The 25,669-nt window shown below is 73.8% G+C and carries 18 protein-coding genes; 10 read left to right on the plus strand and 8 right to left on the minus strand.

What is annotated here, in order from left to right:
- The first annotated feature begins 286 nt into the window (after positions 1-286).
- Positions 287-1,339 carry a glycosyltransferase family 2 protein gene (locus J2S46_RS07075; RefSeq protein WP_191290860.1) on the plus strand — a complete coding sequence of 351 codons (1,053 nt, stop codon included), beginning with the start codon at positions 287-289 and terminating at the stop codon, positions 1,337-1,339.
- Here the strand turns inward: J2S46_RS07075 and J2S46_RS07080 are convergent.
- The 3 genes from J2S46_RS07080 to J2S46_RS07090 all read right to left on the minus strand — a co-directional run bounded on the left by J2S46_RS07080 (position 1,257) and on the right by J2S46_RS07090 (position 3,882).
- A complete protein-coding gene (locus J2S46_RS07080; RefSeq protein ID WP_191290859.1) occupies positions 1,257-1,817 on the minus strand; it encodes a histidine phosphatase family protein in 561 nt (186 codons plus the stop codon). The genes J2S46_RS07075 and J2S46_RS07080 overlap by 83 nt on opposite strands.
- A gap of 51 nt (positions 1,818-1,868) precedes the next feature.
- Complete coding sequence (locus J2S46_RS07085) at positions 1,869-2,723, minus strand: S-methyl-5'-thioadenosine phosphorylase (protein WP_191290858.1); 855 nt, start codon at positions 2,721-2,723, stop codon at positions 1,869-1,871.
- A 232-nt stretch (positions 2,724-2,955) separates the two neighbouring features.
- A complete protein-coding gene (locus J2S46_RS07090; protein WP_191290857.1) occupies positions 2,956-3,882 on the minus strand; it encodes an LLM class F420-dependent oxidoreductase in 927 nt (308 codons plus the stop codon).
- Between the two features lie 224 nt (positions 3,883-4,106).
- Between J2S46_RS07090 and J2S46_RS07095 the strand changes: the two genes are divergently transcribed.
- Both J2S46_RS07095 and J2S46_RS07100 read left to right on the plus strand, forming a co-directional pair.
- Positions 4,107-4,436 carry a DUF6401 family natural product biosynthesis protein gene (locus J2S46_RS07095; protein ID WP_191290856.1) on the plus strand — a complete coding sequence of 110 codons (330 nt, stop codon included), beginning with the start codon at positions 4,107-4,109 and terminating at the stop codon, positions 4,434-4,436.
- A gap of 136 nt (positions 4,437-4,572) precedes the next feature.
- Complete coding sequence (locus J2S46_RS07100) at positions 4,573-5,361, plus strand: alpha/beta hydrolase (protein WP_191290855.1); 789 nt, start codon at positions 4,573-4,575, stop codon at positions 5,359-5,361.
- A 198-nt stretch (positions 5,362-5,559) separates the two neighbouring features.
- Here the strand turns inward: J2S46_RS07100 and katG are convergent, their stop codons facing one another.
- Positions 5,560-7,791, minus strand: coding sequence for a catalase/peroxidase HPI (katG, locus tag J2S46_RS07105; protein ID WP_191290854.1), 2,232 nt, complete (start codon positions 7,789-7,791; stop codon positions 5,560-5,562).
- A 431-nt stretch (positions 7,792-8,222) separates the two neighbouring features.
- Here katG and J2S46_RS07110 point away from each other — a divergent pair, with 431 nt between their 5' ends.
- The 7 genes from J2S46_RS07110 (at position 8,223) to pntB (ending at position 20,208) form a co-directional block, all read left to right on the plus strand.
- On the plus strand, positions 8,223-8,633 hold the full coding sequence (locus tag J2S46_RS07110) for a Fur family transcriptional regulator (protein WP_191290853.1): 411 nt from the start codon (positions 8,223-8,225) through the stop codon (positions 8,631-8,633).
- A gap of 689 nt (positions 8,634-9,322) precedes the next feature.
- Positions 9,323-12,703, plus strand: coding sequence for a beta-glucosidase (locus J2S46_RS07115; protein ID WP_307349117.1), 3,381 nt, complete (start codon positions 9,323-9,325; stop codon positions 12,701-12,703).
- A gap of 382 nt (positions 12,704-13,085) precedes the next feature.
- Entirely contained in the window at positions 13,086-14,297 is a 1,212-nt protein-coding gene (locus tag J2S46_RS07120; protein WP_370882172.1) for a 4-hydroxybenzoate 3-monooxygenase, read from the plus strand.
- A gap of 123 nt (positions 14,298-14,420) precedes the next feature.
- Positions 14,421-16,127, plus strand: a complete 1,707-nt coding sequence (locus tag J2S46_RS07125) for a methyltransferase (protein ID WP_191290851.1) — start codon at positions 14,421-14,423, stop codon at positions 16,125-16,127.
- A gap of 136 nt (positions 16,128-16,263) precedes the next feature.
- On the plus strand, positions 16,264-16,884 hold the full coding sequence (locus tag J2S46_RS07130) for a YdeI/OmpD-associated family protein (protein ID WP_191290850.1): 621 nt from the start codon (positions 16,264-16,266) through the stop codon (positions 16,882-16,884).
- 292 nt (positions 16,885-17,176) lie between these two features.
- The gene (locus J2S46_RS07135) at positions 17,177-18,745 is read left to right on the plus strand and encodes a Re/Si-specific NAD(P)(+) transhydrogenase subunit alpha (protein ID WP_191290849.1); all 1,569 of its coding nucleotides are present in this window, start codon (positions 17,177-17,179) and stop codon (positions 18,743-18,745) included.
- Positions 18,746-18,750: 5 nt separating this feature from the next.
- Positions 18,751-20,208 (plus strand): Re/Si-specific NAD(P)(+) transhydrogenase subunit beta, encoded by a 1,458-nt coding sequence (gene pntB, locus J2S46_RS07140; RefSeq protein ID WP_191290848.1) that lies wholly within the window; start codon positions 18,751-18,753, stop codon positions 20,206-20,208.
- Positions 20,209-20,341: 133 nt separating this feature from the next.
- On the opposite strand, the gene J2S46_RS07145 is transcribed toward pntB, so the two are convergent.
- From J2S46_RS07145 to J2S46_RS07160, 4 genes are all read right to left on the minus strand, one after another.
- Positions 20,342-21,955: a serine/threonine protein kinase gene (locus J2S46_RS07145; protein ID WP_191290847.1), complete on the minus strand. Its 1,614-nt coding sequence runs from the start codon at positions 21,953-21,955 to the stop codon at positions 20,342-20,344.
- Between the two features lie 334 nt (positions 21,956-22,289).
- On the minus strand, positions 22,290-22,475 hold the full coding sequence (locus J2S46_RS07150) for a hypothetical protein (protein WP_191290846.1): 186 nt from the start codon (positions 22,473-22,475) through the stop codon (positions 22,290-22,292).
- 196 nt (positions 22,476-22,671) lie between these two features.
- Entirely contained in the window at positions 22,672-23,526 is an 855-nt protein-coding gene (locus J2S46_RS07155; RefSeq protein WP_191290845.1) for a glutathione S-transferase C-terminal domain-containing protein, read from the minus strand.
- 581 nt (positions 23,527-24,107) lie between these two features.
- Positions 24,108-25,127 carry an LLM class flavin-dependent oxidoreductase gene (locus tag J2S46_RS07160; RefSeq protein WP_191290844.1) on the minus strand — a complete coding sequence of 340 codons (1,020 nt, stop codon included), beginning with the start codon at positions 25,125-25,127 and terminating at the stop codon, positions 24,108-24,110.
- Positions 25,128-25,669: the final 542 nt, after the last annotated feature.

Here is a 25,669-nt window from a genome sequence, read left to right on the forward strand (position 1 = left end):
GCGGCCGGGCTGGGCACTCCGGGACCCCGGCCGGGGGCCGTTCGGGCCCGGCTTCTCCGGCTTTGCCACCGCTTGACGCCAACTCATGTGTTTCAACTAATATCGGCGGTCAGGGCATTGATGTCCTGCTCGGTCGAGCCGGATTCCCTGCCGACACCAAGAGTTCATGTCCTGGCGACGTAGCGGTCACGGATCACTCCGGGTCCGGCGTTAACCTCCGACCGATCACCCGTGATCCGGTCGCAGCGCCGGTCACATGCCCCTGACCGAAAGGCCCGCGGAGCCGATGGCACCCCGACTCTCCGTCGTCGTCCCGATCTACAACGTCGAGCGCTACCTGGAGGAGTGCCTCGACTCGATCGCGGCGCAGACCTTCGAGGCGTTCGAGTGCGTGATGGTCGACGACGGCTCGACCGACGGCAGCGCGGTCATCGCCAAGGCCTACGCCGAGGCTGACAGCCGGTTCCGGCTGGTCCAGCAGAAGAACAAGGGCCTCGGCGCGGCTCGCAACACCGGTCTTCGGCACCTCGGCGGGGGCACCGAGTACCTGGCCTTCATGGACAGCGACGACACGCTGCCGCCCGGCGCCTACGAGCTGATGGTCGCCACCCTGGACGAGACCGGGTCGGACTTCGCCGCCGGCAACGCCCTGCGCTTCCGCACCACCGAGCACTACCAGTCGCACGCGCACCGCCGGCCGTTCCGCGAGACGCGGCTGAAGAGCCATGTCACCGAGATCCCGTCGCTGGTCACCGACCGCACGGCCTGGAACAAGGTCTACCGCCGCAGCTTCTTCGACACCGCCGGCATCCTCTACCCCGAGGGCATCCTGTACGAGGACGCCCCGGTCAGCGTGCCGCACCACTTCCTGGCCGGCAGCGTGGACGTGCTCTCCGAGCCGATCTACCACTGGCGGGTGCGCGACGCGGGCGACATGTCCATCACGCAGATGAAGACCGACCCCAAGGGTCTGATCGACCGCGTCCGTTCGATCGAGCTGGTCCGCGAGTGGCTGATCGCCCAGCCGGAGCCGAAGTTCCGCGAGTACCTGCGCTCGTACGACCGGAACACCCTGGTCGAGGAGCTCCCGATGTTCTTCTGGTCGGTGCCGGACGGCGACCGGGGGTACCGCGAGGCCTACCAGCAGCACGTCAGCCGGCTGCTCCGGACGATCGGCGTCGAGCAGATCAACGCCCTGGGCGCCCCCCTGCGGGTCAAGTACCGCCTGACGCTGGCGAACCGGATGAACGAGTTCGTCACCCTGCAGCGGATGCACCGGCTGTACCGGCGGCGCGCGCAGCTGCTGCGCCTGGGCCGGACGCCCGCCCCGAGCGCCTGAGCCAGGGCCGTCTCACCCGTCGCCCGTCGCCCGGTGCCCTCGGGCCGTCGGCGGTGAGCGTGTAGTAGCAGCCCGGACGCCAGGCGGGCGGGACCACCGCCAGGTCCTCCGGCCGGCCCCCGACGAGCAGGCAGTCCAGCGCCCACCGGTTCGCCGAGTGGGCGATCACCAGGACGCGCGTCCCGCCCCGCCCGGCGGCCGGATCACGCAGGAAATGGGGCGTGGCGATGAGGACTTGACGGTAGCTCTGCCCACCGCCGGAGAACGGCTCGTCGAGGTGCCGGGCCCGCTGCGCGGCGACCCGGGCCGCCGGGCCGCCGTCCAGTTCGCCGTAGTGGCACTCGCGCGGCCGCACGTCCTGGTGGACGGGCGGGCGGCCGTCGGGAAAGGCCGGCCGGGCGGTCTCGACCGCCCGTTGCAGGTCGGAGACGAACACCGCCGCGAAACCGCCGTCGCGCCGGCGCTCGCCCAGCTCCACCGCCCGGGGCTGCCGCGTCCGGGCCGGCCATGGCCGGGGCCATCGGCACGGTCAGGGCGAGGGGACGCCCGGCAGCCCCGTGGCGAGCCCGTCCAGGGCGTGCGAGCAGACACAGTCCCGGGTGACCGGCAGCCCCTCCAGGGCCTTGAACAGGACGGTGCGCAGCCGCTCGACGTTGCGGGCGAAGACCGCGAGCACCTCGGCGTGGGTGACTCCCTCGCCGCTCTCCACACCCGCGTCCAGGTCGGTCACCAGGGCCAGCGAGGTGTAGCAGAGGCCGAGTTCGCGGGCCAGCACGGCCTCCGGGTGCCCGGTCATGCCGACCACCGACCAGCCGTTGCCGGTGAACCAGCGGGATTCGGCGCGGGTGGAGAACCGCGGGCCCTCGATCACCACCAGGGTGCCGCCGTCGACGGGCTCCCAGGCGGCGTCGCGGGCGGCGGCGAGGGCGGAGAGCCGGCCGTCGGGGCAGTACGGGTCGGCCGCCGACACGTGCACGACCTCGGGGACGGTGCCGTCGGGCAGCGGCCGCCCGTCGTAGAAGGTCTGCACCCGGCCGGAGGTGCGGTCCACGAACTGGTCGGGGACGAGCAGCGTGCCGGGCCCGTACTCGGGGCGCAGCCCGCCGACCGCGCAGGGGGCGAGCACCTGCCGGACCCCGAGGGACTGCAGGGCCCACAGGTTGGCGCGGTAGTTGATGCGGTGCGGCGGCAGCCGGTGGCCGCGGCCGTGCCTGGGCAGGAAGGCGACCCGCCGGCCGGCCGCCTCGCCGACGAACAGCACGTCGCTCGGCGGCCCGTACGGGGTGTCGACGGCGACCTCGGTCACGTCGTCGAGCAGGGCGTACAGGCCGGAGCCGCCGATCACGCCGAGTTCGGCGCGCGCGGGGCCGGTGGTTCCTGACATGGCGTCAGCCTTTCGGTCACGTCCGGGCGGAGGGGCCCGGACGGGCCCCGGGGGCGGCGAGCGCCCTTCGTCCACCCTAGGTCGCGACCCGCCGGCACCGCGCCGGTCGCGGTCTTACGAATCGCGAACGCCGCGAACGGCCGGGGCGGGCGGGGCGGGCGGGCAGCCGGGAGGAACGGTGCGGGCGGGCAGGAGCCCCGGCCCCGCACCGCCCGCACCGCCGCCGGACCGGTCAGCCCAGCTGCGGCGCGACCCGGTCGGCGATCAGCGCCAGGTGGTCCAGGTCGTGCAGGTCGAGGATCTGCAGGTAGCAGCGCTGGGAGCCGGCCGCCGCGTAGCGGCCGATGGTCTCCACCACCTCGTCCGGCGTGCCGGCCAGGCCGTGCGCCTTCAGCTCGGCGACGTCGCGGCCGATCGCGGCGGCCCGCCGGGCCACCTCGGCGTCGTCCTTGCCGACGCAGGCCACCAGGAGGTTGGAGTACACCAGGTCGTCGCCGCGGCGCCCGGCCTGCTCCACGGCGGCGCGGACCCGGCCGAACTGCTCCCGGCTCTCCCCCGTGGAGACGAACGGCAGGTTGAACTCGTCGGCGTACCGGGCGGCCAGCGCGGGCGTGCGGTGCAGGCCCTTGCCGCCGACCAGGACGGGGATCCGGTCCTGCACGGGCTTCGGCAGCGCCGGCGAGTCGGACAGCTGGTAGTACTTACCCGCGAAGTCGAAGGTGTCGCCGAGCTTGGTCTCCCAGAGCCCGGTGACGACGGCGAGCTGCTCCTCCAGCCGGCCGAAGCGCTCCTTCGGGAAGGGGATGCCGTACGCCGCGTGCTCCTCGGCGTACCAGCCGGCCCCGAGCCCGAGCTCCACCCGGCCGTTGCTCATCGCGTCCACCTGCGCGACCTGGAGGGCCAGCACGCCGGGCAGCCGGAAGGTCGCCGCGGTCATCAGGGTGCCGAGCCGGATGGTGCTGGTCTCGCGGGCGAGGCCGGCCAGCGTGATCCAGGCGTCGGTGGGGCCGGGCAGGCCGTCCACGTCGCCCATCTTCAGGTAGTGGTCGGAGCGGAAGAAGGCGCTGAAGGCGCCCAGTTCCTCGGTCGCCCGGGCGACGCGCAGCAGCGTGTCGTAGGAGGCACCCTGCTGCGGTTCGGTGAAGATGCGAAGATCCATGCCGCCCATTCTTGTACAGTACGTAGCGATGGCGAAGCAGACCCGTCCGGTCCGGCGAATACTGGCGCCTCCCCGACCGGCCGGCGACCGGCCCGGAACCGGCTCCGGTCCTGCTCCGGCCCGGCCTCCCCGGCAGGGCGTGCGCCCCGGCGGGTGGCCAAGGTCTCACCACCCGTTCGCCGGACCCCGCCGTGCCGGGCCGTCCGCTCGCCTACCCTCGACGGGTGATCGCCTTTCCCGACGAAGCAGCCGGCTGCCCCCTCCCCGGCATCGTGGCTTCCTACACTCCGCGCCTGGCCGCGTTCGCCGCCGAGCCGGGCTTCGTCGCGGCCGTCGACCAGCACGCCGCCGAGATCCGCGAACGGCTGTTCGCCCAGGGCCCGGAACTGATGCCCCGGCCGCTGCGGCGGGCGGAACTGACCGACTACGCGCTCGGCTTCCTCGACGCGCTGGCCGAGGTCGGCTGGGACCAGCCGGTCGGGTACGACTACGCGGTCGACCGGCTGACGGCGATCTGCTGGCTGGTGCACCAGAACGGACTGCTCGACGCCTGAACCGGGCGCGGGCCGGGCGGCACACGCCCCGTGGCGCTCTCCCCCGGTCGGCCGATCGGCCGGAAACCGGCTGCCGCGACCGGGCCGACGCGTACAGTGGCGGTCCACGAAGCGATCGACGGCGGGAACGGTCAGGGTGAACACGCAGGTGTGCAAGGGCGGGGTGGCGGGCCACCAGGCGTTGGTGTGGCGGGTCCTGCCGGAGCAGCCGTCCGCGGCGGTGCTGGTACTGCACGGCGGGCAGGAGCACGGCCTCGCCAAGCCCGGCCCGCTGAACCTGCCGGGCCTGCGGATGCAGGGTTTCGTCCGGGCGATCAAGCGCGAGACGGCCGCCGCCGGCGTCGCGATCGGCGTGGTGCGCTACCGGCACCGGGGCTGGAACGGCGAGCGGGCGGACGCCGCCCGGGACACCGCGGCCGCCCTCAACGACCTCGCCGAGGAGCTCGGCCACGTGCCGACCGTCCTGGTCGGGCACTCCATGGGCGGCCGGGCGGCACTCCGCTCGGCCGGTCACCCCAACGTCACCGGTGTCGTGGCGCTGGCCCCCTGGTGCCCCCAGGACGATCCCTGCGCCCAGCTGGACGGCCGGGACGTGGTGATGCTGCACGGCGACCGCGACCGGGTCACCAAGCCCGGAGACACCCGGTTGCTGGCCGCCCGGGCCAGGGCGGCGGGCGCGCGGGTCTGCGGCTACACGGTGACCGGCAGCGGCCACACCCTGCTGAGGCGATCCGGCGACTGGCACCGGGCCGCTGCCCGGCTCACCGCGGGCCTGCTCGGCCTGCGCCCGCTGCCCGCCGAGGCGGCCGCCGCGCTGGCCCTGGACGGCGACGCCCCGGACGGACTCGAACTGCCGCTGCTGCCGCTCCCGCGTACCGGGCCGGCCGCCGGCCGGCCCACGCCGCCGGTGCGTACGGAGAGCTGACCCGCGCAGCGGGCCGACCGGCGCAGGCACACCCCCACAGGAACACCCCCGCAGGCCCGCCCGCGCAGTACCACCCCCAGGCGCACCCGACGCGGGCCCGGTGGCGGGAGACCGCACTCACCGGTGCGTACCGGGAGGGTCCGGAACACACGTCCGGGCCGGCCGACGGAAGAGTCGGCCGGCCCGGACGCCGTACGGTCAGACCAGGTCGAACCGGTCGAGGTTCATGACCTTGTCCCACGCCGCCACGAAGTCCTTGACGAACTTCTCCTTGGCGTCGTCGCTCGCGTAGACCTCGGCGACCGCGCGCAGCTCGGAGTTCGACCCGAAGACCAGGTCGGCGCGGCTACCGGTCCACTTGACCTCGCCGGTCTCGGCGTCGCGGCCCTCGAAGGTGTTCGCGTCCGCGGACGTCGCCGTCCAGGTCGTGCCCAGGTCGAGCAGGTTGACGAAGAAGTCGTTCGTCAGCGAGCCGGGGTTGGCCGTGAGGACGCCGAGCGGCGACTGCTGGTGGTTGGCGCCCAGCACCCGGAGGCCGCCGACCAGGACGGTCAGCTCGGGGGCGCTCAGGTTGAGCAGGTTCGCCCGGTCGATCAGCAGGTACTCGGCCGGCAGGCGGTTGCCCTTGCCGAGGTAGTTGCGGAATCCGTCGGCGGCAGGCTCCAGGGCGGCGAAGGACTCCACGTCGGTCTGCTCCTGCGAGGCGTCGACCCGGCCCGGCGTGAACGGCACCGCCACGTCGAAGCCGGCGTCCTTGGCGGCCTTCTCGACCGCGGCGGCGCCGGCGATCACGATCAGGTCGGCGAGCGAGACCTGCGTGCCGTCGGTCCGGGCGGCGTTGAAGGACTCCTTGATGCTCTCCAGCGCGCTCAGCACGGTCGCCAGCTGGTCGGGGTCGTTGGCGTCCCAGCCGGCCTGCGGCTGCAGGCGGATGCGCGCGCCGTTGGCGCCGCCGCGCTTGTCGCTGCCGCGGAAGGACGAGGCCGAGGCCCAGGCCGTGGAGACGAGCTGGGAGACCGACAGGCCCGAGGCGAGGACCTGCTCCTTGAGTGCGGCGACGGCGGCGGCACCGATGAGCCCGTACGTCGCCTCCGGCAGCGGGTCCTGCCAGAGCAGCGTCTCGGAGGGGACCTCCGGGCCGAGGTAGCGCACGACCGGGCCCATGTCGCGGTGGGTCAGCTTGAACCAGGCGCGGGCGAAGGCGTCCGCGAACGCGGCCGGGTCCTCGTGGAAGCGGCGCGAGATCCGCTCGTAGGCCGGGTCGAACCGCAGCGAGAGGTCGGTGGTGAGCATCGTCGGGGCGTGGCTCTTCGACGCGTCGTGGGCGTCCGGCACCGTCCCGGCGCCGGCGCCGTCCTTCGGCCGCCACTGGTTGGCGCCGGCGGGGCTCTGGAAGAGCTCCCACTCGTAGCCGAACAGGATGTCGAAGAAGGTGTTGTCCCAGGTGACCGGGGTGTTGGTCCAGATGCCCTCAAGGCCGCTGGTGATCGTGTCGCCGCCCTTGCCGGTGCCGAAGGAGTTCTTCCAGCCCAGGCCCTGCTGCTCGAGCGGGGCGGCCTCGGGGTCGTCGCCGACGTTGTCCGCCGGGCCGGCGCCGTGGGTCTTGCCGAAGGTGTGGCCGCCCGCGATCAGGGCGACGGTCTCCTCGTCGTTCATCGCCATCCGGCGGAAGGTCTCGCGGATGTCGCGGGCCGCCGCCAGCGGGTCCGGGGTGCCGTTGGGGCCCTCGGGGTTGACGTAGATCAGACCCATCTGGACGGCGCCGAGGGGGCTCTCCAGCTCCCGGTCACCGGTGTAGCGCTCGTCGCCGAGCCAGGTGGTCTCGGGGCCCCAGTAGACGTCCTCGTCGGGCTCCCAGACGTCCGCGCGGCCGCCGCCGAAGCCGAAGGTGTCGAAGCCCATCGTCTCCAGGGCGACGTTGCCGGCGAGGATCATCAGGTCGGCCCAGGAGAGGCTCCGGCCGTACTTCTTCTTCACCGGCCAGAGCAGCCGGCGGGCCTTGTCCAGGTTGCCGTTGTCCGGCCAGCTGTTGAGGGGGGCGAAGCGCTGCTGGCCGGCGCCGGCACCGCCGCGGCCGTCGCTGATCCGGTAGGTGCCGGCACTGTGCCAGGCCATCCGGATCATGAACGGGCCGTAGTGGCCGAAGTCCGCCGGCCACCAGTCCTGCGAGGTGGTCAGCACCTCGGCGATGTCCCGCTTCACGGCGGGGAGGTCGAGGCCCTGGAACGCCGCGGCGTAGTCGAAGTCCTCCCCGAGCGGGTTGGCCACCGCGGGGTTCTTGGCAAGGATCTTCAGGTTGAGCCGCTCCGGCCACCACTGGCGGTTGCCACCGCCCTGGGTCGGGTGCGGGGCGCGTCCGTGCGCGACCGGGCAGCCGCCCTCCGCCTCCGACTTCGCATCTACGACGATCGCGTCATGGTTCTCGGACATGGGAATTCCTCCGGAGCTGGCAAATGACGGTGCAGGGGGACTGGACGAACGTGCTGGGGACCGGGGGTGACGGCTCGGCGCCGGTGAGCGGGCGGGTACCGGCTCCGGCGAGGCGGCGGGCGGCACCGGCACGACCGCGCGCCTCGGGGCCGGGAACCCCGGCAGCGGGGCGGTCGCCGCTCCGCGCGGGCTCACGCCGCACGGCGCGGGTGCCCGTCCTGCGAAGGCCGGGACCGCGTCGCTTCCCGGCGGTGGCCGTCACACCCTGCCTCCTGCCGTACCGGGGTCTTCCCACCTCTTGGCTGTCACCAGAACCGATCCTACGATGGACAGGTTCTAAGTCAAGAAGAACATCAGCCTCCCGTCCGATCCGTGCCGAAAGCCCACTGATAAAATCCAGCCATCCCATGAGCCCGAATAGGCGGACCAATATGAGCGACCTGCTGGAGCGACTGCGAGGACGCGGCTGGCGGATGACTTCCCAGCGGCGTGTCGTTGCGGAGGTCCTCGACGGTGACCACGTGCACTTCACCGCCGACGAGGTGCACGTCCGCGCGGCCCAGCGGCTGCCCGAGATCTCCCGGGCGACCGTCTACAACACCCTCGGCGAACTGGTCGCCCTCGGCGAGGTCATAGAGGTCACCACCGACGGCCGCGCCAAGCGCTACGACCCCAACGCCCACCACCCGCACCAGCACCTGGTCTGCTCCGGCTGCGGCACCGTCCGCGACGTGCATCCGGCCCGCGACCCGCTGGCCGACCTCCCGGCGGACGAGCGCTTCGGCTTCACGGTCTCCCGCGCCGAGGTCACCTACCGGGGACTCTGCCCCTCCTGCGCCTGACGGGACGATGACCGGGGCGCCCTGACACGTCGGGGCCCCGGGCTCGTCAGGCCCCCGAACCGGCCCCCTGACCTGACCGACCCGCGCCCCGGGCGACCCCGCGAGCGCCTGCCGCCGGAGGGCCGGTCGCCCGCTGCCCGCCAGCCCGCCAGCCCGCCAGCCCGCCAGCCCGCCGGCCCGCCGGCCCCTGTCCGCCGGGATACCGCTGCCCACCGATGACGCCCCGGACGCGGGCTCCGAGCCACCGAGGTGTTCGGCGGGCCCCGCGCCCGAGCGTCCCCTGCAGCCGAACCGGCCGGAATCGTCCCGGCGGCCCGCCCGGCCCGGCCCCCGAGAACCCCGCACCGGCGATCGGTCGTCGACGCACCGGCACGGCTCGGGCAAGTGGCCCGACCTGATGCCTTGACAGGTCCAGGGAGAGCCCCCGAGACTTCGGGAGAGCGCTCTCTCAGACAGCCACCGCAGCCTCGGCCACCCCGCGACGACCGGTCGGCACGCACCTGCCGCGCTCACGCACCGCCGGCCCGCCGCACGGCGGGTGCCGTCGGCGCCCGCCCCGCCGCGCCACCGGCTCCGCCCACCCCGCCACCCCCTGCGGGGCTCCCGCACGCCCCCACCCCCTGCGGGGCCCGCGGCACGCTCCCCACCGTGCCGCGGGCCCTGAGCCGCCCCCGCCGTCAGGAGCCGTCGTGCCCCGTCCGAAACCACGATCCGCCCTCGCCGGGCCACTCGCCGCCCTGCTGGTGGCCGGTGCCCTCGCCGCCTTCGGCGGACCGGTGGCCCAGGCCGCCGACCAGCCGTGGACCAACGCGGCCCAGACCCCCGAGCAACGGGCCGACGAGCTGCTCGCCGCGATGACCCAGGCCGAGAAGCTGACGATGCTGCACGGCGGCCCGTCCTGCGGCTACGCGGGCTGCATCCCGGCCAACACCCGGCTCGGCATCCCCGCACTGCACTTCCAGGACGGCCCGGTGGGCGCCGGCGACGGCCTGACCGGCGTGACGCAGCTGGCGGCCCCCGTCGCCGGTGCGGCCAGCTGGGACCCGGCCCTGATGCGCGAGTACGGGCAGGTGCTCGGCGGCGAGCAGTGGGGCAAGGGCACCAACGTCGTGCTCGCGCCGACGGTCAACATCGTCCGCGACCCCCGTTGGGGCCGGGCCTTCGAGTCCTTCGGCGAGGACCCGTACCTGGCCGGGCAGATCGGCGCGGCCGACGTCGCGGGCATCCAGAGCCAGGGCCCGATGGCGCAGGTCAAGCACTTCGCGGTCTACAACCAGGAGACCAACCGCAACAGCATCGCCGACAACGCCGTGGTCTCCGACCGCGCGGAGCGCGAGATCTACCTGCCGGCGTTCGAGGCCGCGGTCAAGCAGGGCGTCGACTCCGCGATGTGCTCGTACTCGGCCGTCAACGGCGCCTTCGCCTGTGAGAACGGACCGCTCCAGAACGGCGTGCTCAAGGGCGACCTCGGCTTCAAGGGCTTCGTCACCGCCGACTGGGGAGCCACCCACTCCACCGTCGCCTCGGCCAACAACGGCCTCGACGTGGAGATGCCGGGCAGCGACTACTACGGCACCGCGCTCACCAACGCCGTCAACGCCGGCCAGGTCCCGCAGGCGACGATCGACGACCACACCCGCCGGGTGCTGACCTCGATGTTCCGCCGCGGGCTCTTCGACCGCACCCAGACCGGCAACCGGGACGCCGTCGTCACCTCCGCCGCGAACGCCGCCGTCTCGCAGAAGGTCGCGCAGGAGGGCAGCGTCCTGCTGAAGAACACCGCCTCGGTGCTGCCGGTGGCGCCCACCGTCCGCTCGATCGCCGTGATCGGCGACGACGCCGGGGCCGGCGTCATGTCCCAGGGCGGCGGCAGCGCCGCCGTCAACGCCCCGCACGTGGTGACGCCCTACCAGGGCATCAAGTCCCGTGCCGGCGCCGGTACGACGGTCACCTTCGCGCAGGGCGTGCCGTCCGCGGACGGCTCCCTGCCACCGGTGCCGACCTCCGCGCTCAGGCCGTCCACGGGCACCGGCACCGGCCTGTACGGTGAGTACCACAACAGCACCGACCTCTCCGGCGCGGTGGTGGCGAGCCGGGTCGACCCGGCCGTCGACACCGTCTGGGGCGGGCAGTCGCCCGCCGCCGGCGTCAACACCACCAACTGGTCGGTGAAGTGGACCGGCACGCTGACCCCGCCCACCACCGGCAGCTACCAGTTCTCGCTCAACAGCGACGACGGCAGCCGGCTGATCGTCGGCGGCCAGCAGGTCATCAACAACTGGTACAACCAGGGCCCGACGACCCGCACCGGCAGCGTCACGCTCACCGCCGGGCAGCCCGTCAGCATCGAGGTCGACTACTACCAGGCGGGCGGCGGCAGCAGCGCCTCGCTCGGCTGGCAGGTCCCCGGGCAGAGCGCCCACGACCAGGCCGTGACGGCCGCCCGCGCCGCCGAACTCGCCGTGGTCTTCGTCAGCGACTTCCAGTCCGAGGGCTCCGACCTGCGCGACATCGACCTGTCGGCGGAGCAGAACCAGCTCGTCGCCGACGTCGCCGCCGCCAACCCGCGCACCGTCGTGGTGGTCAACAGCGGCTCCGCGGTCACCATGCCGTGGGCGGGATCGGTGCAGGGCATCGTCGCCAACTGGTACCCGGGGCAGGAGGCCGGCAACGCGATCGCCTCGCTGCTCTACGGCGACGTCAACTTCTCCGGCAAGCTGCCCGTCACCTTCCCGAAGTCGCTGGCCGACGTGCCCGCCTCGACCACCGCCCAGTGGCCCGGGCAGAACGGCACCGTGCAGTACTCGGAGGGCGTGAACGTCGGGTACCGCTGGTACGACGCCAGGAACAAGGAGCCGCTCTACCCCTTCGGGTACGGCCTCTCGTACACCACCTTCGGCTACTCGGGCCTGACGGTCTCCGCCCCCGACGCCGCCGGCAACGTGGCGGTCGGCTTCGACGTCAGCAACACCGGTACCAGGGCCGGCGCGGAGGTCGCGCAGGTCTACGTCGGCCAGCCGGCCGCCGCCGGCGAACCGCCGAAGAACCTGCGGGGCTTCCAGAAGGTCGCCCTCGACCCGGGGCAGACCAAGCACGTCTCGCTCACCCTCGACGCCCGCAGCTTCCAGTACTGGTCGGGCTCCTGGACGACGGCCGCCGGCACCCACACCGTCTCGGTCGGCTCCTCCTCGCGCGACCTCCGCCTCACCGGCCAGACCACCGTCACCGGCGGTGGCGGTACGGGCGGCGGCCTGACCCTGCTGCCGCGCACGGGGTGGACGGCCTCGGCCTCGTCCACCGGTGGCGGTGACGTGCCGGCGAACATGCTGGACGGGAACGCGGCCTCGCGCTGGTCCTCGGGCGTACCGATGACGTCCGGGCAGTCCGTGACGGTGGACACCGGCGCCGTACGGTCGCTGGCGCGGATCACCATGGACTCCGGCGGCAGCGCGGCCGACTACGCCCGGGGCTACCAGGTGTTCCTCTCCCCCGACGGCGTCTCCTGGGGATCCGCGGTGGCAACCGGCAACGGCACCGGCCCCCTGGTGACCACGGACTTCCCCGCACAGAACGCCCGCTACGTGAAGGTCGTCCAGACCGGCACCTCCACCTCCTGGTGGTCCGTCAGCGAGTTCAACGCGTACACCACCGGCGGTGGTTCGGGCGGCGGGCCGTCCGTGCTGCCGCGCACGGGGTGGACGGCCTCGGCCTCGTCCACCGGTGGCGGTGACGTGCCGGCGAACATGCTGGACGGGAACGCGGCCTCGCGCTGGTCCTCGGGCGTACCGATGACGTCCGGGCAGTCCGTGAGGGTGGACACCGGCGCCGTACGGTCGCTGGCGCGGATCACCATGGACTCCGGCGGCAGCGCGGCCGACTACGCCCGGGGCTACCAGGTGTTCCTCTCCCCCGACGGCGTCTCCTGGGGATCCGCGGTGGCAACCGGCAACGGCACCGGCCCCCTGGTGACCACGGACTTCCCCGCACAGAACGCCCGCTACGTGAAGGTCGTCCAGACCGGCACCTCCACCTCCTGGTGGTCCGTCAGCGAGTTCAACGCGTACGGGTGAACGCGCCGGGGCCGCCGCGACAGTCGCGGCGGCCCCGGACCGTGAGACCGCCCTCACGCCCGTCGGCCGCCGCGGGCCCGGGGCGAGGACGCCGGCGGGCCCGTCCACGGTCGGAGCCGACCGCACCGCGAGCGGTAGCGCCGTTTGCGCAGCAGCTGGACCTCGTCGGCGGCGCCCGGTACGCGGCAGGCGCCGTGCGCAGCACCGCCGGCCGAACGGTCGCGCCGAACGGCGACGGCCGAACGGCGCAGCCGCACCGAGAGGGCCGCACCGTGACGACCCGGCGGTGCGGGTACCGACGATCGCCCGTCGCAGGTCCACCGGGGCCGTACGGGTGAATTCGCCCGTTCGCGATGTTTGTCACTGTCTATGATCCTTTTCCGTGACGGACAGTCAGAACAGCGGAGCATTACGCGACAAGGCCGACGTGGTCGTCCTCGGCGCCGGGCCGGCCGGCCTGGTGCTCGGGAACCTGCTGCAGACGAGCGGGATCGACTGCGTCGTGCTGGAACGCGCCACCCGCGCGGAGGTCCAGGCCCGGTCCCGGGCCGGCTTCCTCGCCGCGAACACCGTGCGGATCCTGGACCGGCACGGCCTGGCCGAGGACCTCCACCGGCGCGGCCGCGAGCACGCCACCTGCGAGTTCCGCACCGAGGACGGCCGGTTCAGCCTTGACTACGCCACCCTCGGCCGGGGCGAGCGGCACACCGTGTACCCGCAGCACGCACTCGTGACGGATCTGCTGACGCGGTTCCTGGACACCGGCGGCCAGGTGCGTTTCGGAACCGAGGCGCTCACCGTGCGGGACGCGGACAGCACCCGACCGACCGTCACCGTACGGGATGCCGAGGGCCGCACCGGCAGCTGGCGGGGCCGGTACGTGGCCGGCTGCGACGGCCGGCACGGCGCCGCGCGGCGCTCGCTCCCGCCCGGCGCGGTCCGCCGCCACCACCTCGACCACGGCGTCTCCTGGCTCGGCCTGCTCGCCGAGGCGCCACCGAGCCTGGACGCGGTGGGCTACGCGGTGCACCCCCGCGGCTTCGCCGGGCACATGGCCCGCACGCCCGAGGTCACCCGCTACTACCTGCAGTGCGAGCGCGGCACCTCGCCCGACTCCTGGTCCGGGGACCGGATCTGGGACGAGCTGTCGCTCCGGCTGCGCGCCGCGGACTACGGCCCGCTGCACCGCGGCCCGGTCGTCCACCGCGCCGTGATCGACCTCGAGTCCGACGTGCTCGAACCACTGCGGCACGGCTCGCTCCTCCTCGCGGGCGACGCCGCGAGCCTGCTCAGTCCCTCCGCGGCCAAGGGCGCCAACCTCGCGGTGCTGGAGGCCGAGATCCTCGCCCTCGCCCTGATCGACGACCTCGGCCACGGCGATCCCGCGGGGCTCGACCGCTACTCGGCGCGGTGCCTGGAGCACATCTGGCGCGCGCAGGAGTTCTCCGGGTGGATGGTGCGGCTGCTGCACGGCGCCCCCGGCCCCGGCGGCGCGTCGATGTTCCAGGACGCCCTGCGCCGCTCCCGCCTCGCGTCCCTGGGCAGCTCACGCAGCTGCCAGGACTGGTTCGCCGAACACTACGTCGGCGTCTGAGCGCCCCTCACCCGAGCACCGGACCGCGTCCCCGCGCCGCTTCCCCGTGCCGGAGCCCGGACCCGGACCGGCATCCACCCGAGTACCGACATCCGCCCAGTACCGAAATGAGGACGCTCCGCCATGCCCACGACGTTCACGACCGACACCGACCGTTTGGCCGAGACGGTCGACTTCGTCCGGCAGCAGGACGCCGCCACCCTGCTGCCGCTGCTCCTCCCCGGCCTGGACGCCCTGGAACTACGGGCGCTGGTGGACCGCTGCCGGTTCTCGCACGCGGCGCTCCTGATCTTCCCGCCGGCCCGTGAGGCGCTGCACGGCGTCCTGGCCGGCTGCGGGCTGTCCACCGACGTGCCCGCGCAGCCCAGCGTGGTCGTCCGGGAGCGGCTCGCCGCCCGGCACCGTCGCGACCCGGCCGACCTGGACGTGCGGATCCTCCGCCCGCCCGTGGCCGGCCCGGACGGGACGAGCCGGACGGTCGAGGTGTTCACCCTGGCCGTGCCGCCCGGCTCCGACCTCGCCGGCATCGCCGAGACGGAACGCGCCCGGGAGCACGAGGCGCACCTGGCCTTCGACATCGAGCGCCCGGACCCGCTGGTCCTGCGCGGCATGTGCGCGATCTTCGCGCGGCACGGCGCGACGGCCGACGGCGGCGGGTACAACCCGCACGAGGACGGCACGGTGTTCTACTTCACCGCGCCCGCCGACACCAAGTCCGGCTACCGGCGGGTGGAGCTCTACGCACCCGGCGACCACCGGGACGTGCTCGCCGCCCACCTCGACGCCCACCGCGCACGGCACTCTGCCGAAACGCTCCTGCGCCTGATGACCGGGGCCTGGACCACCCAGGCGCTGGCCGTCTTCGCCGACCTGCGGGTCCCCGACGCCATGCACACCGACGAGGGCACCCCCGCCCGGACGCTGGCGCGGGCGGTCGGCGCGGACCCGGAGAGTCTGGGGACGCTGCTGCGCTACCTCGCCATGCACGGCCTGGTGGCGAGCGAGCGCGACGGCTTCCGTCTCACCGGACTCGGCGCGCTGCTGCGCACCGACGCCCCGGACTCCGTGCGGCCGCTGGCCCTGATGTACGGCGGCCCGTTCTACCGGTCGTTCGGAGCGCTCGGCCACACGGTGCGGACCGGGGAGGTCGCCTTCGACCACCTCTTCGGCGAGAACCACTTCGACCACTTCGCCCGGCACCCGGAACTCGCCGAACTCTTCGACCACTCGATGGCCGCCGCCTCGCGGATGTTCGCCCCGCTCACCGAGCACCCCGTCGTCACGGCCGCGAGCAACGCCCCCGGCCGGCGGACCGTCGTCGACATCGCCGGCGGCAACGGGGCCCTGCTCGGCCGCGTCCTCACCGCCCACCCTCGCCTCGACGGCGTCCTGCTCGAACGCCCGCACGTCCTGGACGCCGCGCGCCGCGCCATGGAGGCCGCCGGCCTGGACGGGCGCTGCGCCTTCCGGCCGGGCGACTTCGCGGACGTACCGCCGGACGGCGACATCTACGTCCTGTCCCGCATCCTGCACGACTGGGACGACGAGCGGTGCCGCGAGATCCTGCGCCACTGCGCCCGCGCCATGCCCGCCCACGCCGACCTGCTCATCGTCGAACGCGTGCTGCCCCTCGACGACTCGGCCTCGCTGGCCACCGCCTGGGACCTCCACATGCGGTGCAACGTCGGAGGCCGCGAACGCCGCACCGACCACTACGCCCGGCTCCTCGCCGACGCGGGGCTCACCCTCGTCGGCCGGTCGCCGCTCCCCCTGGAGGGGAACGTGCTGCACGCCCGGCGGGCAGGCGCGCCCCACCCCGACGGCCGGTAGCGGCGGCCCGTCGCCGTCCCGTCCTGTCGGCCTCCCCTTCCCGCGCCTCCCGTCCCATCGGCCTCCCGGGCGAACCCGACCCGGGAGGCCGGCCGGTGGGCGCCGCGCCGGCACCCCGCCCGACTAGCCTGACCGGATGGAGAACACGGAGAAGCTCGACGGGGTCGAGATCCTGCCCTTCGCCGACGAGGAGGCGTTCACGCGCTGGCTGAGCAGCCATCACACCCGCCACGAGGGAGTCTGGTTGAAGCTGGCGAAGAAGGGCTCCGGGATCCCGTCGCTCACCAGCGACCAGGCGGTGGACGTGGGCCTGTGCTACGGCTGGATCTCCGGCCTGCGACGCGGCCTGGACGAGCGGCACTACCTGCAGAAGTACGTCCCCCGGCGGCCGGGCAGCCTCTGGTCGCAGGTCAACGTCGAGAAGGTGGCGGTCCTCACCGCCGAGGGCCGGATGCGCGAACCGGGCCTCGCCGAGGTCCGCCGCGCCCAGGCCGACGGCCGGTGGGCACGCGCCTACCGGTCCCAGCGCACGGCCGCCGTCCCCGAGGACCTCGCCGCCGCGCTCGCGGCCGACCCCGCCGCCGACCGCGCCTTCCAGGCCCTCGACCGCACCGGCCGCTACCTCACCGCCCTCCCCCTCCTCCAGGCACCCACGCCCGAGGTACGCCGGGCCAGGCTGGAGCGCACGGTCCTCCGCCTCGCCGCGGACGGACGCGGCGACAAGGAGAAGGAGGCGACCGGCGGCGCGGTGACGTAGGTACCGGTGGCACGGCCCGAACGGTGGAGTGCCGGCCGTACAACTCGTCCGACGCCTGGTCGAGTTCACCCGACGCCGGTCGAACCGCCCGGCGAATCCCTCCGGCCCGGGCCGCTGACCTGGGTGGGGACCACCCGTCCGCCGCCTCCGTTCACGCAGTGAGGCTAATCACTGCCTCACGGTATCGGTCCGGGCGCCGGGTAGGTGTACGTTCCTGCGCCAGCGGGTGAATCAGTCCTCCGCTGTCGCAGATGCCCGGTCAGCAGCGCCTCCGACGAGAGAGACACCAGACATGTCTGCACAGGTCCCGACCCACCACCCACCCCAGCGCATCGGCGTGGTCGCCGAGTCGACACCCGGGGAGACCCGCGTCGCGGCGACGCCCGCGACGGTGCGGCAGTTGCTCGGCCTCGGCTACCAGGTCGTCGTCGAGTCGCAGGCGGGCACCGCCTCCGGATTCACCGACGAGGCCTACACCGAGGCCGGCGCGAGCATCGGCGACGCCTGGGCCGCCGAGGTGGTCCTCAAGGTCAACGCGCCGTCGGACGACGAGACGGCCCGGCTGCGCGCCGGCACCACCCTCGTCGGCCTGCTCGCTCCGGCGCAGCGCCCCGAGCTGGTGCGGGAGCTGTCGTCGCGCGGCGTCACGGCGCTGGCGCTGGACGCCGTCCCGCGGATCTCGCGGGCGCAGTCGATGGACGTGCTCAGCTCGATGGCGAACATCGCGGGGTACCGGGCGGTGATCGAGGCGGCCCACGTGTTCGGACGCTTCTTCACCGGCCAGGTCACCGCCGCGGGCAAGGTCCCGGCGGCCAAGGTGCTCGTGGCGGGCGTCGGCGTGGCCGGGCTCGCCGCCATCGGCGCGGCGTCCAGTCTGGGCGCGATCGTCCGCGCCACCGATCCGCGGCCGGAGGTCGCGGACCAGGTGCGCTCGCTGGGCGGTGAGTACCTGCCCGTGGACGTCGCCCAGGAGTCCGGCACGGACGGCTACGCCCGGGCGACCTCGGAGGACTACGACCGCGCCGCCGCCGCGCTCTACCACGAGCAGGCCAAGGACGTGGACATCATCGTCACGACCGCGCTGATCCCCGGCCGTCCCGCCCCGCGGCTGGTCACGGCCGAGGACGTGGCCGCGATGAAGCCGGGCAGTGTGATCGTCGACATGGCGGCCGCGCAGGGCGGCAACGTCGAGGGCACCGTGCCCGGCCGGGCGGTGGTCACCGGCAACGGTGTCACCATCATCGGCTACACCGACCTGGCCGGACGGCTGGCCACCCAGGCGTCACAGCTGTTCGCCACCAACCTGGTGAACCTGCTGAAGCTGCTGACCCCCGGCAAGGACGGCCGGCTGGTCGTCGACTTCGACGACGTGGTCCAGCGGGCCGTGACGGTGGTCCGGGAGGGCGAGGTCACCTGGCCGCCACCGCCGGTGGCCGTGTCGGCGGCGCCCGGCGCCGCACCCTCGGCCCCGGCCGCGCCGGCGGAGCCGAAGCAGTCCCGGCTCACCCCTGCGGTGCGGTTCGGCCTGCTCGGCCTGGGGATGCTGGCGGTCTTCCTGCTGATCGCCTTCGCGCCGGCCCAACTCGCGGAGAACTTCACGGTGTTCGCGCTGGCGGTGGTGATCGGCTACTACGTCATCGGCAAGGTCCACCACGCCCTGCACACCCCGCTGATGTCGGTGACCAACGCGATCTCCGGGATCGTGGTGATCGGCGCCCTGGTGCAGATCGGGCACGAGAGCTGGGTCGTCACCACGCTGTCGGCCGTGGCGATCCTGCTGACGAGCGTGAACATCTTCGGCGGCTTCGCCGTCACCCGCCGCATGCTGAACATGTTCTCGACCGCCCCCGAAAGGCGCTGAGCCCGATGACATCCACCACGGCCTCGCACGCCGCGGACCTGGTCGCCGCCCTGCTGTTCATCCTCAGCCTGGCCGGGCTGTCGCAGCACCGGACCTCGCGCGCCGGCGTCGTCTACGGCATCGCCGGCATGGCCCTCGCGCTGGTCGCCACCGTCGTGCTCGCGGCGCAGAGCATCACCGCGGGCGCGGTCGCCCTGATCGTCGTCGCGATGGTGCTCGGCGGCGCGGCAGGACTCTGGCGGGCGCGGCGGGTCGAGATGACGCAGATGCCCGAACTCATCGCCGTGCTGCACAGCTTCGTCGGTCTCGCCGCCGTCCTGGTCGGCTGGAACGGCTACCTGGAGGTCGAGGCGCACGGCACCGCCCAGACGCTGGTCACCGGCGACCTGCTGGGCATCCACCACGCCGAGGTCTTCATCGGCATCTTCATCGGCGGGGTCACCTTCACCGGCTCCGTCGTGGCCTTCCTGAAGCTGTCCGCCCGGATCGCCTCGCGCCCGCTGACGCTGCCCGGCAAGAACATCCTCAACCTGGGCGCGCTGGCCGCGTTCGCGGGGCTGACGGCCTGGTTCACCGCGGGTCCGAACCTGGGCCTGATGATCGCGGTGACCGTCCTGGCCCTGGCCCTCGGCTGGCACCTGGTCGCCTCGATCGGCGGCGGCGACATGCCCGTCGTGGTCTCGATGCTGAACAGCTACTCGGGCTGGGCCGCCGCCGCCGCGGGCTTCCTGCTCGACAACAACCTGCTGATCGTCACCGGGGCCCTGGTCGGCTCCTCCGGCGCCTACCTGTCGTACATCATGTGCCGGGCGATGAACCGCTCCTTCCTCTCGGTCATCGCCGGCGGGTTCGGCGTCGAGGCCCCCGCGGGCGGGGACGAGGAGCAGGGGGAGCACCGCGAGATCCGCGCCGAGGAGACCGCCGAGCTGCTCGCCCGGGCCCGGTCCGTGATCATCACGCCCGGCTACGGGATGGCGGTGGCCCAGGCACAGCACCCGGTGGCGGAGCTGACGCGCCGGTTGCGCGAGCGCGGCGTCGAGGTGCGCTTCGGCGTGCACCCGGTGGCCGGACGCCTGCCGGGGCACATGAACGTGCTGCTGGCGGAGGCGAAGGTGCCGTACGACATCGTCCTGGAGATGGACGAGATCAACGACGACTTCTCCGACACCTCCGTCGTCCTCGTCATCGGCGCCAACGACACCGTCAACCCGGCCGCCCTCGACGACCCGTCCAGCCCCATCGCCGGGATGCCGGTGCTGCGGGTGTGGGAGGCGGAGCAGGTGATCGTCTTCAAGCGCTCGATGGCGTCCGGCTACGCGGGCGTCCAGAACCCGCTGTTCTTCCGCGAGAACAGCGGCATGCTCTTCGGCGACGCCAAGCAGAGCGTGGACGCGATCCTCCAGGCCCTGCCCGGCCGGCCCCAGGACGCCCTCGCCACCCGTCAGCCGACGGCGGCCGGCTAGGGCCCGGTCCGGCGGACGGGCCCCAGGCCCCGCACCGCCCCCGAGCGGACCGACCGGGCACGACGGCCCGGTCGGTCCGCTCCCGGGGCCCGGCCGGCGGGCGTACGTGACCTCCGGCCGGGCCGTCGCCCCCTCACATCCGCCAGCTCTGGCCGGTGAAGTCCCCGCAGGTGTTGAGCACCAGCTTGACGTAGTCGGCCGGAGGGCCGGCCGTGTCCAGGCACAGGCCGCTGGGCAGATTGGTGAACCGGTAGGTGAGGGGGTCGTACTCCCACAGCTGTCCGGTGAAGTTCCCGCACGGCCTGAGCACCACGTCGAGTCCGGCGACCGGCGGTCCCGCGGTGTCGAGGCACAGCCCGCTGGGCGGGTTGACGACGGAGTGGCCGGACCCGCCGTAGCTCCAGATCTGGCCGCTGAAGTATCCGCAGTCGCTGATGCGCAGGGTCACGTCGGCCCGCTGCGGGCCTTCGGTGTCGACGCACAGTCCGCTGGAGGTGTTGGTGACCCGGCCCGGCGCGGACGCCGACGGTGCGGCGGGGCTCTTCACCGGGAGCGCCGGCAACGGCGCCGGGCTGCTCGGCGCCGGGGCCGACGGCAGCCCCCGGCTGCCGGCGGGAGCGGTCGGCAGCGGCGTGGTGCCCTGCCGCTGGGACGGAGCCGCGCCCTGCGCCCGGTCTCCGATGCCGGCCAGCGCGGCCCTGATGCCCATCGCGCCGCCGGCGGCGAGCACCACGGCGCACACCGCGGTCAAGGCCCGCAGCGCGGTGCGGCGCGGCCGGTGCGGCACCGGCGGACCGAACGGGGGGACGTGCCCCAGCGACGTGGTGCGCGCGGCCGACGGGTCGGGCGCGGTGACCGTCATCGAGAGCGTGCCCAGCTGGTCCGACAGCTCGCTCTCGCGATCGACGATCATGGTGCTGACGGCGGACGGGACCCACCGGCCCGTCGTCGCGGCGGGCCCGGCCAGCTGGTGCAGGACGTCGGCCAGGGCGGGCCGTGCTGCCGGGTCCTTGGCCAGGCACGCCCCGACCAGCTCGGTGAGGGGCGCCGGGAGCCCGGTCAGGTCGGGGTCGCCGTGCACGATCCGGTACACGACCGATTCGATCGACCCCGCACCGAAGGGGCCGCGTCCGGTCGCGGCGAACATCAGCACCGCGCCCAGGGCGAACACGTCGCCGGGCGGCCCGACGTCCAGCCCCTTCGCCTGCTCGGGGGAGAGGAATCCGGGAGTTCCCACGATGCTGGTCGAGACGTGCGTCGCGTCCATGACCCGGGAGATGCCGAAGTCGATCACCCGGGGGCCGTCGCCGGCGAGGATGATGTTGCCGGGCTTGAGGTCACGGTGCACCAGGCCCGCGCCGTGGATCGCGGTCAGCGCCTCCGCCAGTCCGGCCCCCAGGGCGCCGACGGCCTCGGCGGGCAACGGCCCGTGCGCGTCGACCGCCTGCTGCAACGACGGGCCGGGGACGTAGGCGGTGACCAGCCAGGGCGGGTCGGCACCGGGATCCGCGTCCACCACCTGGGCGGTGTAGAAGCCACCGACCCGTCGCGCGGCGGCGACCTCCTGGGCGAACCGGCGGCGGAACCGCGCGTCGCCGGCGATCTCGGGGTGGACCACCTTCACCGCGACCGCCCGGCCACCGCGCGACCGGCCCACGTACACCTGGCCCATCCCGCCGCGACCGAGCCGCCCCAGCAGGTGGTACTGGCCCACCTGTCGCGGATCGCCGACCTTGAGGGGTTCCATGAACAACGGCCCTGCCGAATCCCGAGACACCGATGGCTGCCCAGGTGATTCTTCCAGCTGCCGCCCGCCCGCGAAGGCGGGTCGACGAAGCTGATGATTCCTCAAGCCTGTTGCGGGGGGAGCTGTTGCGAAGCAGAGGGGACGGTTCGCACCGGGCGGCCGGCGGCCCGGCCACGGGCTGCGCGAGGTCGGCGGCCCGCGGGACGTGGAGCGGTACGGCGCCGCGGGCCGCCGCTACCTGAACAAGCGGTCACCGCCGGCGGCCAGGCGATGGGTGGCGCTGTGGCGTTGCCCCGGTCCCGGACGAGGTTGACGGCGCAGAGACCCGGGGTGATCACCCCAGCCAGGGCCCGCCGTGGATCCATACCGGCGGGGGCACCGGGTCCGGTGCCCCCGCCGGCACGAACAGGTCCAGCAGCAGCGGCCGGAAGCCCTCGATCTCCGCGTAGGTCGGATCGCGGTACGCCAGCCGGCTCCCCTCCGCGCGCGGATCCGGAATCCGCGGTGCGACGACGGCCATGCACTCTCCCATCAGGGGCGGTGCGGGGCCTCACCCACCGGTCGACCGGTCCGCCCCGGCGGGTCCACCGCTCACTCGAACTGCCGTACCGCACAGCCCTGTTCTACCAGCCTCTGCCGCTTCCTCGCCTTCGCCGCCGACGCCTGACCCTCCCGCCGGCCTCGCCACGGGCCCGGCCGGCCGTGCCCTGCCGCACTCAGCCGGAGTACACCCGCCGCTGCGCGTGCTCGGCCCAGTCCACGATCTGGATCGCCGCTCCGGCGGCCTCCTGACCCAGGCAGCGCCTGTGGTGACGGCGCGCGATGCCGTCCAGGTCGAGGTGGCGGCCGAAGGCGGGATGTCCGGCCAGCCGGCCGGCGTACGCCCACACCTGGGAGTGCCCGGCGATGTCCTGGACGGCGGCGGCGTCCAGGTGCCAGCGGTGCACGGTGTCCAGCCGGACGAGGGTCACCCAGAGCTCCACGTCCGCGAGGGTCAGCTCCTCGCCCAGCAGGTACGGCTGGAAGTCCAGACGGCGCTCGATCGCGGCCAGCCCGTCGAGCAGGACCTCCAGCGCCCCGGCGCGCTCGGCGGGGGTGGCGTCGGCCTGACCCGCGCGCTGAGCAGGGGTGTTGATGCTCAGCTCGCACAGCTGCCGGACCGCCGCGATCGCCGGACCGGCGCCGCGCGGGTGGAGGTCCGGGCCGGGGAACCGCCCGGCCAGGTCGAGGAGGATCTCGGCCGGGTCGGTGCTGACGATCCGGCCGCTCCAGTCGTCGCTGAGCACGGGCGCCGCGGCCGGTCCGGGGTGCTGGTGCGAGGTCGCCTCGTACAGCGGCCGCAGGGCCAGGTACCCGTCGTCGCCGTCGTCCGGCAGCGCGGGCAGCAGGGTCACCGGCAGGATGTCGTCGAGGCCGAGCAGGCTGTGGGTGACGGCGATCTGCAGACAGTGCGGACAGGCGAGGGTGAGGTGGAGCCGGTAGCGGTGCGGTACGGGGTAGTAGCCGCTGCGGGCGTCATGGCCGATGCGGCCGCGGAGGGCGCCTGCGGAGAACGGGGACGAGGCGGACATGGGTCTCCCAGGAGTCGGCGGTACGCGGACACGCGTACGGCGAGGAGGGTGGGGGGAGAGAAGGTCGCAGCTCAGGACATGCGACTGCCCGCAGCGGGGTCAGAGGAGAACGGCTGCCGGGCTGTCGGGGGCAGGCGCCCCTGCCATGCTGCTGCACACCCGTTGCAGGTCGATGTGGCGACGGCAGGTCAGCATCGGGAGCAACCGGACGGCGTGAGCCACGCCATCGATCACCGGCTCCGCATGCCTCACGGTTCTCCCGCCTACGTTCGACGATTCCTGCTTCGGAGTCTCGACCCGCATCCGCGCCACGTCAAGGGTCTCGGCAAGGGAGACCCGACCGTCCCGCATGGTGGGACGCGCCTCTCGCACCCGCGGTCCGGTCGGCCCCGCGCCGGTCGGCGGACGCCGGACGCGGCGGGTCGGCGGCGCCACGGAGGGGCGGAAGACCCGGGCGGCGGAACCGAGTTCGAGGGCCGAGCCGACCGGCGCCGCCCAGGACCGGCCGGTGGCCGGCTCCCGGAAGACGTCAGGAGCGCCCCGGACTCCGCCGGGGCGCTCCTGACCGTGCCGGGAAGGCCTCAGGGAGCGGGCCGCCACCCGAGCGCGGGCCCGAGACCGGTGGCGATGTCGGTCAGGATCTGCACGTAGTCCTCGTGGTCGAAGGAGAACGGCAGTGCGAAGACGACTTCGTCGACCTCCCTGAACCCGGCGTGCGCGTACAGCTGTTCGGCGATCTCGGCGGACGTCCCGATCAGGTCCCGCGCGAACATCGTCCGGGCCGGCCCCTGCGGCTCGGCGGTGCGCGCGGTCCGGCTCCGCACGTACTCCTGGTACTTGGCCCGCTGTCGCGCCGACGCGCCGTCGGTGGGGATGACCACCAGCCCCTGGGAAACCCGGGCGCGCGCGCCTTCGGGGTGACGGGCCCGGAAGGCGGCGATCTGCGAGCGCTGGGTCTCGGCGAAGTCCTCCGACTCCTCGGCCTGCAGCACGTTGCTGGTCAGCAGGCTCAGTCCCTGCTCGCCCGCCCACCGGGCCGAGCGCAGACTGCCGCCGCCGTACCAGATCCGGTCCGCCAGGCCGGGCGCGACCGGCTGGACCCGGTCGGAGTACACCTCGATGCCCTCGACCCCGCTGAAGTCGGTGGCCGGCTTGCCGCGGACGAAGTCCAGCAGGCGCCGTACCCGCTCGTAGCTGAAGTCCTCGGCCTCGGCGGTGTCGGGGTAGAGCGCGGACGCGATCCGGTCGTACTGCCCGGGGCGCCCGACGCTGATGCCGGGATTGAGCCTGCCGCCGGACAGCAGGTCGACGGTCGCCAGGTCCTCGGCCAGTCGCAGCGGGTTCTCCCACCCCAACGGGATGACCGCGGTGCCCAGTTCGATGCGACTGGTCCGCTGGGTGGCCGCCGCCAGCACCGCGACGGGCGAGGAGATCCCGTACTGCAGGTGCCGGTGACGCACCCACGCGCTGTCGAATCCCAGCTGCTCGCCGAGCTCGATGATCCGCAGCGTGGACTCGTGGCCCTGGCCGGGGTCGGCCGGGTCGAACAGTCCGATGGTCAGGAATCCCAGCCGCTGAAGGGGCTGCGAGTGCGCCGGCACCGGTTCCTCCGTCCTCCGCGACAGGCCCGCCGCCGAGCGGCGCGGTTCGACTTGCACGGTCCGGATTCCGATCACCGGACTTCCGTCCCCACACTCACACACCGATCAACGGCACTCAAGCGCTTCACGGAAACGCCATCCGGGGCAACACTCCCGCCATGTCCCGGCGCGGGATGCGGCCTGCGTCACCTCGGACGGGGCCGTGCTCGGAGCCGCCCGGGCCTCCGGCATCGCCTACCCCCGCCATGCCCGGGCCACCGCCCACCCGGCCGTCCCGGCTGCCGGACGGCCGGACCGGCCACCTCGGTTCGGGAACCGCGCCGTGGTCGACACCAAGCCGTCCGCGTCGTCCAGCCAGGGGTGGCGGCCCACGCCCGGCTGGAGGACGGACCCGGCGCGCGGGGACAGCGCGGCGAAGCGGGCCAGGACCTGCGGCGTCGAGGCCTGGTCGCACTCCCCCGCGAGGACCAGGACGGGTAGGTCGAGCGCGGTCGAGGGCCGCCCGGGTGGCGTCCGGGTCGAAGGCTCCCGCCGATCCGAAG

Source organism: Kitasatospora herbaricolor, from assembly GCF_030813695.1.
GTDB lineage: Bacteria > Actinomycetota > Actinomycetes > Streptomycetales > Streptomycetaceae > Kitasatospora > Kitasatospora herbaricolor.